General features: G+C 67.1%; 10 protein-coding genes. 3 read left to right on the top strand and 7 right to left on the bottom strand.

Annotated elements, in window-relative coordinates; all coding sequences use genetic code 11:
* Positions 1 to 1,020 (bottom strand): hypothetical protein, encoded by a 1,020-nt coding sequence (locus QO259_RS08425; protein WP_285952486.1) that lies wholly within the window; start codon positions 1,018 to 1,020, stop codon positions 1 to 3.
* A 281-nt stretch (positions 1,021 to 1,301) separates the two neighbouring features.
* Between QO259_RS08425 and QO259_RS08420 the strand changes: the two genes are divergently transcribed.
* On the top strand, positions 1,302 to 1,892 hold the full coding sequence (locus QO259_RS08420; protein ID WP_285952485.1) for a superoxide dismutase: 591 nt from the start codon (positions 1,302 to 1,304) through the stop codon (positions 1,890 to 1,892).
* 66 nt (positions 1,893 to 1,958) lie between these two features.
* Here the strand turns inward: QO259_RS08420 and QO259_RS08415 are convergent, their stop codons facing one another.
* Together QO259_RS08415 and galU are read right to left on the bottom strand one after the other, a co-directional pair.
* Entirely contained in the window at positions 1,959 to 3,239 is a 1,281-nt protein-coding gene (locus QO259_RS08415; RefSeq protein ID WP_285952484.1) for a nucleotide sugar dehydrogenase, read from the bottom strand.
* A gap of 4 nt (positions 3,240 to 3,243) precedes the next feature.
* On the bottom strand, positions 3,244 to 4,131 hold the full coding sequence (gene galU / locus QO259_RS08410; RefSeq protein WP_285952483.1) for a UTP--glucose-1-phosphate uridylyltransferase GalU: 888 nt from the start codon (positions 4,129 to 4,131) through the stop codon (positions 3,244 to 3,246).
* 343 nt (positions 4,132 to 4,474) lie between these two features.
* Between galU and ubiG the strand changes: the two genes are divergently transcribed.
* Together ubiG and QO259_RS08400 are read left to right on the top strand one after the other, a co-directional pair.
* Entirely contained in the window at positions 4,475 to 5,245 is a 771-nt protein-coding gene (gene ubiG / locus QO259_RS08405) for a bifunctional 2-polyprenyl-6-hydroxyphenol methylase/3-demethylubiquinol 3-O-methyltransferase UbiG (RefSeq protein ID WP_285952482.1), read from the top strand.
* On the top strand, positions 5,242 to 5,907 hold the full coding sequence (locus QO259_RS08400; RefSeq protein WP_285952481.1) for an HAD-IA family hydrolase: 666 nt from the start codon (positions 5,242 to 5,244) through the stop codon (positions 5,905 to 5,907). The genes ubiG and QO259_RS08400 overlap by 4 nt, the downstream gene beginning before the upstream one ends.
* Before the next feature lie 75 nt (positions 5,908 to 5,982).
* Here the strand turns inward: QO259_RS08400 and QO259_RS08395 are convergent, their stop codons facing one another.
* Genes QO259_RS08395 through QO259_RS08380 form a run of 4 tightly spaced genes read right to left on the bottom strand, consistent with a single transcriptional unit; the run spans position 5,983 to position 9,834 of the window.
* Positions 5,983 to 6,993, bottom strand: a complete 1,011-nt coding sequence (locus tag QO259_RS08395; protein ID WP_285952480.1) for a DctP family TRAP transporter solute-binding subunit — start codon at positions 6,991 to 6,993, stop codon at positions 5,983 to 5,985.
* A gap of 23 nt (positions 6,994 to 7,016) precedes the next feature.
* Complete coding sequence (locus tag QO259_RS08390) at positions 7,017 to 8,240, bottom strand: TRAP transporter large permease (RefSeq protein WP_285952752.1); 1,224 nt, start codon at positions 8,238 to 8,240, stop codon at positions 7,017 to 7,019.
* The gene (locus QO259_RS08385; RefSeq protein ID WP_285952479.1) at positions 8,140 to 8,820 is read right to left on the bottom strand and encodes a TRAP transporter small permease; all 681 of its coding nucleotides are present in this window, start codon (positions 8,818 to 8,820) and stop codon (positions 8,140 to 8,142) included. The genes QO259_RS08390 and QO259_RS08385 overlap by 101 nt, the downstream gene beginning before the upstream one ends.
* A gap of 39 nt (positions 8,821 to 8,859) precedes the next feature.
* A complete protein-coding gene (locus QO259_RS08380; protein WP_285952478.1) occupies positions 8,860 to 9,834 on the bottom strand; it encodes an NAD(P)-dependent oxidoreductase in 975 nt (324 codons plus the stop codon).
* Positions 9,835 to 9,837: the final 3 nt, after the last annotated feature.

Raw genomic sequence — 9,837 nt, 5'->3', positions numbered from 1 at the left:
TCAGCCTCCGCGGCGCTGCAGTTGAGAAACGTCGGTGATCAGACCGGTGACGCGCCGCGTCAGCTGGGCACGGCTCGCCTCCAGGGAGGCGATGCGCTCGTTCAAGGTCTTTATCTGCGCGCTGCTGACCCCCTTGGGCAGATTGGCAAGACGTGACTGCAGCGATTCGATCCCTGCACTAAGAGCGGTCTGACCCTGGCGAAGTTCCGCCACGGCGCTACGCAGCTGCTCGATCGACTGCGCCGAGGGCACCTTGCGCGCGGCGACATCGTCGACCCGCTGGTCGATGTCGGCCAGCTGAGTGCTCAATTGATCGACGCGCTTTGACAGATCTGCACCGGGCGCCGCCTCGAGTGCCTCGGCCTGCGCCTTCTGAGTCTGGGCCAGCGTGTCCACTCGCGCCACCAGCGCCTGATCCGACTTGGCGTTCTCGTCCAAGGTCTGATCCTGTTCGGCAAGCCGTGTCGCCTGCTGCTGCTGGGTATCGCTCAGCGTCTGCAGGCGGGTGGCCAGCGTCGCACGGGCGTCCTTGGCGGTACTCTCCAGCGCCGAGAGCGAGGTCTGCAGCGCCGCGATGACGCCTTGCTGGTCGTCCAGGCCGCTTTTCAGCGCGGCCAGGCGCGTCTCGAGATCGTCGCTGGTCCCCTGGGCGACCCGGGTCTCGAGGCTGCCGACGGCGGCGCGGGTGGCCTCGAGCTGACCGCGCAGGCGGTCGAACTCGCCGCGCAGGCTCTCGCCCGAGGCGTCCAAGGTATTGCCCGTGGCGTCGAGGCGCTGATTGAGCTTGGCGAGTCGCGCCTCGAAGGTTTGCCGGTCCTGCCAGTACTGCCAGCCGCCGGCGGCGAGCGCGCCGCCGAGCAGCAGCGTCAGGCACCACAAGGGCCAGACCCGCGGTGGCCGGCGCCCGGCAGACGCACCAGCGCCATGGCTGCCACGCGGGCCAGCGCGGCGTCCGCTCATATCGCCGCGGTCGGGAACGATCGTCTGCGCGGTGCGCGCCTCGTCGGAATTGGGGGGCATTGCCGTCTTGTACCTTAACGATGAAGATGCAGACTTGGGAGACGCTGCATGCTGGATTCAGCGTCTCCCTTGAGATCTGAGGTGAGCGCCGCGCAGCCGACGCGGGCGACCCCGGCGCTCACTGCGTCACGTTACGTGAAAGCGCCCCGCAAGCCTAGGCTTGGCAGCGCTTGCCAGGCATGCTAGCCGGCGCGCAATCGCGTTTCACTGCCACATGTCACAGCGGCACGTCACAGCTACACGACTGCCCACCCACACGCTTCAACGCGACCAGGAGCCCCATGCCGACGACAGCGACGCCAGACGTCCGATTCGAACTCCCCGCGCTCCCCTTCGAGCGCCACTCGCTGGAACCGGCGCTGTCACGGGCCCAGATCGATCTGCTCTATAGCCACTACCACCGTCAGCAGTTGACGACGCTGAATGCGGCCCTGGCCGCCGATGACCCGCGCTCGTTGGCGACGCTTGCCGCCGAAGGCCCCGCGCAGCTGCGCCCGGCGGCGGTCCAGGCCTGGGGGATGACGCTGTTCTGGCACGGCTTGGCGGCGCGCCCGGCAGCACCCGAGGCGGTATTGAAGGCCCGCCTGGCACACGATTTCGGTGACTGGGAACGGTTCGAGTCGACCTGGAGAGAGCGCGTGGTCGCGTCCGCGCCAGGAGGCTTCAGTTGGCTGGGGTTGGCCTCGGACGAAACCCTGACACTGAGGGAGACGCCTGCGGGGGACATGCCCTCGGGGATCAAGCCGCTGCTGGCCATCGCCCTGTGTGAGGAGGCGTATCGCATCGACTTCGGCGACGACCGCAGCGCCTACTTCACGGCGCTGTGGTCGCGGCTCAACTGGGAGACGGTCACGCTGCTGCTCGATCTGTAGCGCGTGAGCGCGCAGGCCAAGCCATACGTCGAATGAGACCACCGCCATCGGCGGTGGTCGGGGTGGTCAGGCGCGGCGGCCGATACCGCGATAGACGAAACCGCGGGAAGCCACGTAGGTGGGATCGAAGATATTGCGCCCATCGAGGATCAGCGGCGTCTTCAGCGCCTGCAGCAGCCGGCGCCAGTCCGGGTTCCAGTAGCACTTCCACTCGGTGACCAGCATCAGCGCGTCGGCGCCTTCGCAGGCGGCGTAGAAGTCGCCCTCGACGAGTTCGAGCTGCGGATGCGCCGGATAGAGCTCCGCCAGCGCGTGGAGTGCCGCCGGATCGTGGAGCTTGACCTTGACGCCCTGGGCCCACAGCGCCTCGAGGATGGTCAGCACCGGTGCCTGGTCGATGCGCGCCGTGCCCGGCTTGAAGGCCGCGCCCCAGATGGCGATCGTGCGCCCTTCCAGCTCGCCCTGGAAGTGATTCCACAGCTTGCGGAACAGCGTTTCCTTCTTGCTCTCGTTGATGTCGAGCACGTGCTCGAGCAGATGCGACTCGCGTCCGGTGGAGTGCTGCACATCGGCCAGCCGCATCAGGTCGCGGGAGAAGTTGGGGCCGCCGAAACCACAGCCGGGATAGAGATACTCGAAACCGATACGGGTATCCGCGCCCATGCCCTGGCGCACATACTCGACGTCGACCCCGAGGGAGTCGGCGAGCCCCGCCAGCTCGTTCATGAAGCTGATGCGTGTGGCCAGCATGCCGTTGATCGCCAGCTTGGTCAGCTCGGCGGCCTTGCGCGGCATCAGCTGATAGACCTCGTGACGCCGGCTGAAGGCACGCAGCAGCTCACGGATCTGCTGGGTCGCCCACTCGTCCTCGCTACCCAGCAGCCAGTGTGCCGGGCGAGTGAAGGTGTCCCAGGCGCGCCCCTCCTCGAGTCGATCCGGCAGCGCCACGGCGATCTGGCTGGCGTGGCCCAGCTGTGCCTCCAGCTTCTCGGTCTGCCCCACGGGGAAGGTCGAGTTGTTGACGATCACCAAGGGCGTCGTCTGCCGCCCTGGCACCTCCTCGACATAGCGCTCGGCGGCCTCGCGCTGATCCGGCGACAGCGCCAGCCAGTGCACCTCGGCATCGCTCTCCGGACCCACCCGATCGACAATGGTGAGCTGCCCCGAGGCCTCGCCGGCGAGAATCTGATCCTTCAGGCCCGGCTCGCTGACCAGCCAGTCCGCCCGGGAAAGGCTCTCCCAGGGAAACTCGGCGTGGGGCATCCAGGTCACCTGGTGCCCTACCGAACAGAGCGCCGCAGCGGCGGTGGCCGCTGCCAGTTCGCTACCGTGTACGACCACCCGCATGGCGTTATTCCTCGGCTGCGTATTGCTTGACCAACTCGCGGAAACCCTCGCCCAGCGTCGGATGCTTGCGCCCCAGCGCCAGGGTGGCTTCCAGATAGCCCAGTTGACTGCCGCAGTCGTAGGTCTGGCCCTGCATGCGGTAGGCCTCGGCACCGGACTCACGGCGCAGCGCCTCGATGGCGTCGGTCAACTGGATCTCGTTGCCCGCACCCGGCCGGGTCTCGGCCAGCAGCGGAAAGATGTCGCCAGGCAGCAGATAGCGGCCGATCACCGCCAGCGTCGACGGCGCCTCCTCGACCTTGGGCTTCTCGACCACGCCGGTCAGCGGCGCGCTCTGCCCGGCAACCGGTTCGTCGCCCTCGAGGGCGACGATGCCGTACTTGTAGGTCAGCTCGTGGGGCACGGTCTCGACCATGATCTGCGCCTTGCCGCTGGCTTCATAGGCCGCGATCATCCCGGCCAGATCGTTCTGCGGCGCATTGTCGTCGTCGATCAGCACGTCCGGCAGCAGCACCGCGAAAGGCTCGTCGCCGACCACCGGGCGGGCGCACAGGATGGCGTGGCCCAGGCCGAGCGCCTCCGGCTGACGCACGCTGATGATGTTGACGTCGTCGGGGATGATGTTGCGCAGCTCGTCGAGCAGCGCCTGCTTGCCCTTGGCCTCGAGCTGGGTCTCGAGCTCGAAATGCTTGTCGAAGTGGTTCTCGATGGCGCTCTTGGACGAATGGGTGACGAGCACGATCTCCTTGATCCCCGCCTTGACCGCCTCGCTCACCACGTACTGGATCACCGGCTTGTCGACGATGGTGATCATCTCCTTGGGGATCGCCTTGGACGCCGGCAGACAGCGGGTGCCGAAGCCGGCAACGGGCAATACAGCCTTGCGAATCATCGTGTTATTCCTTCCCTTCCTGGGTGTGATAGTTCATACGAACCCTGGCTTCGCGCCGCGTGCATAAGCGTGACAATCGATATTGGGTCGTCTGACCCCTGTCGCCGTAGCTTAACGGCGCAGGCGCCGAAAGCACAGTCGCAGAATGTCGACACCCGGTGTCGCATCACCGCGTCTTCAAGCGAACGCCCCGGGGTTTTATCCCCGCATGGCGCCCAGCAACGTCTGCGTCCATAGTAGACTATGCCTCCAATTCGCCAGGCGCCGCCGCCAGGATCGCGGCGACGCCCATGCTGCCCCGGCCCGGGGCACTGTCAGTCTCTCGAGTGCAAGGAATCTCTGCATGGCACAATCGCAACACGACAACGTCGATCACGCCGAAATCGCCAAGTTCGACGCGCTGGCGAGCCGGTGGTGGGATCGAGAAGGCGACTTCAAGCCGCTGCACGATATCAACCCGCTGCGTCTGGGCTTCATCGATCGCCACGTGGCACTGGCCGGCAAGCGCGTGCTGGATGTCGGCTGCGGCGGCGGCATTCTCAGCGAGGCCATGGCCCAGCGCGGTGCCGATGTCGTCGGCATCGATCTCGGCGAAGCGCCGCTGGCGGTGGCCCGCCTGCATCAGCAGGAGTCCGGGGTCGAGGTCGACTACCGCCACGCCAGCGTGGAGTCGATGGCCGAGGCCCATGCGGGCGAGTTCGACGTCGTCACCTGCCTCGAAATGCTCGAGCACGTGCCCGACCCGGGCGCAGTGGTGGAAGCCTGCGCCAAGCTGGTGAAGCCCGGCGGCCACCTCTTCTTCTCGACCATCAACCGCAATCCCAAGTCCTACGTCTTCGCGATCATCGGCGCCGAATACGTGCTCAGGCTGCTGCCGCGAGGCACCCACGATTACCACAAGCTGATCCGGCCCTCCGAACTCTCGGCCTGGTGCCGCGAGCACGGGCTGCGCCTGCGCGACCAGACCGGGCTCACCTACAACCCCTTCACCCGCCACTATCGCCTCGACCCGCACGACGTGTCGGTCAACTACATGGTCCACGTCACCCCCCAGTGGAGCGGCGGCGAGGCCGGAGAAAACGACGAGCCGTACCGTGCGGAGACGTCGGCATGAGCCAGCCGGCACCGCCCGCCGGCCTGCTGTTCGATCTCGACGGCACCCTGGTCGACACCGCGCCGGATCTGGCGGCGGCGACCAACCGCCTACGAGATCACCACGGCCTGGCTCCCCTGCCCTATGAGACCCTGCGTGCCCAGGTCTCCAACGGCGGCAGCGCCCTGGTCACCCTGGCTTTGGGGCTAGCGCTGGATCACCCCGATCACGCCGCAGCGCGCGGCTACCTGCTTGCACGCTACGGTGAGGCGGTGGCCGAGCACAGCCGCGTGTTCGACGGGCTGATGCCGCTGCTCGAAACGTGGCAGGCGAACGGGCGCCCCTGGGGGATCGTTACCAACAAGCCGCGCCGCTATGCCGCGCCGCTGGTGGAAGCGTTGGCGCTGAGCCCCGGTGTCCTGGTCTGCGCCGATGATCTGCCGGTGCGCAAGCCCGATCCGGAGCCGCTGTGGTTCGCGGCCCGCGAGCTGGGCGTCGCCCCGGCGGATTGCTGGTATATCGGCGATCATCGTCGTGACATGGAAGCGGCACGCCGCGCCGGCATGACCGCGGTTGCCGTGCGCTACGGCTATATCCCCGAAGACGAGCCTACCGCCGACTGGCCGACTGATCGCTGGTTCGAGAGCGGCTCGGCGCTGGCCGCCGCCCTCGTCGAGGTATAGTTACTAGCGGCACGCCGGCCACCCGCGATGCGGGGAGCCGGCGTTTTGCACTCATCTCGGCTCCGCGAGCCGACCTCAGCTCTGGGTCTCTGCGTCAGACTGTGCCTGGCCGGAGGCCTGCTGAATGGCGTCGATCATCGCCTCGCCGTGCGCTTCGATGAACTTGTCCCACACCGGCTTCACCGCCTTCTGGAAGGCCGCGGTATCGACGTCCCGGTTCACCTGCATGCCCTTCTGCTCGAGCTCGCGGACCATCGATTCGCTGCGCTGGATGTTCATCTCCCGCTGCATGCGGGTGGCGTCTGCCGCCGCCTTGCGCACGATCTGCTGCTGCGCCGGGGTCAGGCCGTCGAACCGCCGCTTGTTCATAACCAGCGTCAGCGCGGCATAGGCGTGATTGGTGAGTGATAGATACTTCTGCACCTCATTGAAGTTGAACGACACCACGATCCCCAGCGGGTGATCCTGGGCGTCGACCACACCGGTTTCGAGCGCGGTGTAGAGCTCGTTGACCGGAATCTGCTGCGGGTTGGCGCCGAGCAGCTCGAACATGTCGTTGAGCGCGATGGAGTTGTTGACGCGCATGCGCAGACCCTCGAGATCCTTGGGTTCACGGATCGGACCACGGTTGTTGGTCATTTCGCGAAACCCGTTCTCGGGGAACGCCAGCCCCTCGAGACCGAACTCGCCGAGCTTGGCCATCACCTGCTGCCCCGGCTTGCCATCCAGCGCGCGGTAGGCGGCCTCATGATCCGGGAACATGAACGGCAGCGTAAAAGCCGCCGCTTCCGGCACCAGGCCGGTGAAGTTGTTGAGCCCCGATAGCGTGATATCGATGATCCCCGAACGGGTGCCGTCGATCATCTGGGCATCGTTGCCGAGCTGGCCGTTGGGAAATATCTGTACCTGAAGCTCGCCGTCGCTCTCGCGCTCCACCTCTTTCTTGAAGGCTTCGGCCAGCACCTGTTGCAGGTCGCTCTGCGGCGCGGGGTGAGCAAAACGCAACGTGGTGGCTGCGGTGGCGGTGGTCGACAGCAGCGCCAGACCGCACAGCATGGATGCCATTCCCAGCAGTTTCTTGTTCATTGTCATCGTCTCCTTGCTCTTGCCTAGCCGATCAGCCAATGCATCGGCACCGTGATGATCTGCGGCACCAGCACGAACAGCGCCAGCAGACCGATATAGACCAGTACGAAGGGGTATACGCCGCGCACGGCTTCGCTCATCGAGGTGTTGCCCACTCCGCAGACCACGTTGAGCACGGTGCCCACGGGTGGCGTGATCAAGCCGATGCAGCAGTTGATCACGAACATCAGGCCGAAATAGATCGGATCGATCCCGGCCTGGATCACCAGCGGCATGAACAAAGGCACCAGAATCAGGATCGCCGGGGCCAGATCCATGACCATGCCCACCAGCAGTACCACCAGCATGATCGCCGCCATCAGCAGGATCGGATGCTCGACCAGCGGGCCGAGCATGGCGGCAAGCTGCTGCGGCAGCTGGGCGATGGTGATCACCCAGGAGGCGGCCATAGCCGCGCCTACCAGAAACATCACCAGCGCCGTCGAACGCCCCGCCCGGATCAGCACGCCGAGCAGCTTGCGTGGGCTCAGCTCGCGGTAGACCAGCGCCGAGACCAGGATGGCGTAGACCGCCGCGACCACCGCGGCCTCGGTCGGGGTGAACACGCCGAAACGAATACCGACGATGATGATCAACGGCAGCAGCAGCGCCCACACGCTCTCGCGCAGCGCCTTGAGACGCTCGCCGCGGCTGGCACGGGGCTGTGGGGCCAGGTCCGAGCGGCGCATCATCACCCGCCAGGTGATCATCAGCGCCAGCCCCATGAACAGACCCGGCACGATGCCGCCGATGAACAGCTTGGCGATCGACAGGTTGCCCGCCACGCCGAGAATGATCAGCGGCAGCGACGGCGGGATGACCGGGGCGATGATGCCGCCTGCGGCCAGCAGCCCCACCGAGCGCGACGCGGGATAGCCACTCTTGCGCATCATCGGATAGAGGATGCTGACCAGCGCCGCGGCATCCGCCACCGCCGAGCCGGAAAGCCCCGCCAGCAGCAGCGAGGTGAGGATGGCGACATAGCCGAGACCGCCGCGCCAGTGGCCGACCAGCGTCATCGCCAGGCGCACGATGCGGTCGGAGAGCCCGCCGACCGCCATCACCTCGCCGGCGACCATGAAGAACGGAATCGCCAGCAGGGCGAAGTTATCGACGCCGTTGATCAGCGACTGGGCCAGGATATCGGCGCTGAACAGCCCCATGTGCAGCATCAGCGCCACCGCCGCCGCGAGCAGCGCGAACGCCACCGGCAGGCGCAGCAGGATGGTGCCGATCAGCACTGCCAGAAAAAGCCCCAGCGTCATGGCCGTGTCTCCTCGGCGGTGTCAGCGTGATGAGATGTCTCCGGCCCACCCGGCGCCTCCGGCGCGCCGGGCCCCCGGGCAATACCGCGCCGAGGGCCGCGGTCACGCTCATCAGTGCCCCCGAGACCACGCCGGCGAGATAGAACAGCGCCGTGGGCAGCCCGGTGAGCGGCGAGATGTTGTGCCAGTTGGCCAGGGTCTGGCGCCAGCAGCCGACCAGCAGCATCAGCGAGGCGACCAGGATCGCCAGCCACGCAAGCCGCCCGACGATTCTGCGCAGCCCCCGCGGCAGACGGTCGAACAGCTCCGACACCGCCAGATGCTCGCCCTCCTTGAGGCACAGCGAGGCGCCGAGCATCACGATCCAGACGAAGCCCAGTCGCGACAGCTCGATCCCCGAGCGCAGCCCCGAGGCAAAGCCGTAGCGCAGCACCACGTTGACGAAGACCAGCACCATGGTGAGTAACATCAACAGCGCGATGATCCATTCGATACCGCGCCAGAACGCCTTCAGTGTCGTCATCTCGGCTCCTCCCGCCGCGCCCGGGCGCGGCGCTCGCGTTCAGGGCAGGCGATCCAGTTCAGCGATGTAGCGCTGGGTAACGCACAGATCCTGGTCACCCAGCCCGCGCGCGCCAAGGTCGTCGAACAGCCGCGAGAGCGCCGCCAGCTGTGGCGTCACTACCCCGCCGCGCTCCGCCTCGTCACGCGCGAAGGCAAGATCCTTGATCATGTAGCGGGCCACCCCCGTGGGGGTGTAATCCTTGTCGATCAGGCGCTGCTTGCGCGCTTCCAGCAGGCGCCCGCCGGCATAGCCACCGCCCAGGCACTCGAGCAGCGACGCGACATCGAGCCCGGCGCGCTCGGCGATCACCGTCGCCTCCGACAGGGCCACCATGGTCGAGGCCACCACCATCTGGTTGCACGCCTTGGCCACCTCGCCCGCTCCCAGCGGCCCCAGATGCAGAGGCGTACCCATGCTCGCCAGCAGCGGCCGCGCCGCTTCGAAGAGCGGTACCTCGCCGCCGACCATGATCGACAACCGCCCGGCGTCGGCGCCATCGGTGCCCCCGGAGAGCGGCGCGTCGAGCAGGCGGATACGCCCCGCGCTCGCCGACTCGAGTTCGGCGGCCAGCTCGCGTACGCCCTGGGGTGACGAGGTGGAGCAGATCACGATCAGCAGCGCCTCGCCGGCACCGGCGACGATGCCCTGTTCACCCCACAGCAGCTCGCGCAGCGGGTCGAGATCGGGCAGCACCGTGATCAGTACCTCGCTGGCGGCAGCCAGTGCCCGCGGCGTCTCCGCCAGTTGGGCGCCGGCAGTGATCAGCGGTGCCAGTTTGTCGGGCGAGCGCCCATATACGCTCACCTGCGCTGCCACCCCGGCGGCCAGCAGATTGCGCGCCATGGGCATACCCATGTTGCCCAGACCGAGCATGCCGACCCGGCGCTTGCCGGGGCGGGCGAAGGCGGCCTCGAAGCTCGCCGCGGTGTCACTGAGCGCATCGGCGGCAGCGGAATCGGTGGAAGACGGCATGGT

The organism is Salinicola sp. JS01 (assembly GCF_030284585.1).
Classification (GTDB): Bacteria; Pseudomonadota; Gammaproteobacteria; order Pseudomonadales; family Halomonadaceae; genus Salinicola.
This window is presented reverse-complemented; position numbering and strand designations above follow the sequence as displayed.

Bases quoted from the DNA above. Each gene is read 5' to 3' on its own strand.
- QO259_RS08380 (WP_285952478.1), bottom strand. From the start codon at position 9,834: ATGCCGTCTTCCACCGATTCCGCTGCCGCCGATGCGCTCAGTGACACC.
- QO259_RS08385 (WP_285952479.1), bottom strand. From the start codon at position 8,820: ATGACGACACTGAAGGCGTTCTGGCGCGGTATCGAATGGATCATCGCG.
- QO259_RS08400 (WP_285952481.1), top strand. From the start codon at position 5,242: ATGAGCCAGCCGGCACCGCCCGCCGGCCTGCTGTTCGATCTCGACGGC.
- QO259_RS08395 (WP_285952480.1), bottom strand. From the start codon at position 6,993: ATGAACAAGAAACTGCTGGGAATGGCATCCATGCTGTGCGGTCTGGCG.
- QO259_RS08420 (WP_285952485.1), top strand. From the start codon at position 1,302: ATGCCGACGACAGCGACGCCAGACGTCCGATTCGAACTCCCCGCGCTC.
- galU (WP_285952483.1), bottom strand. From the start codon at position 4,131: ATGATTCGCAAGGCTGTATTGCCCGTTGCCGGCTTCGGCACCCGCTGT.
- QO259_RS08425 (WP_285952486.1), bottom strand. From the start codon at position 1,020: ATGCCCCCCAATTCCGACGAGGCGCGCACCGCGCAGACGATCGTTCCC.
- QO259_RS08415 (WP_285952484.1), bottom strand. From the start codon at position 3,239: ATGCGGGTGGTCGTACACGGTAGCGAACTGGCAGCGGCCACCGCCGCT.
- ubiG (WP_285952482.1), top strand. From the start codon at position 4,475: ATGGCACAATCGCAACACGACAACGTCGATCACGCCGAAATCGCCAAG.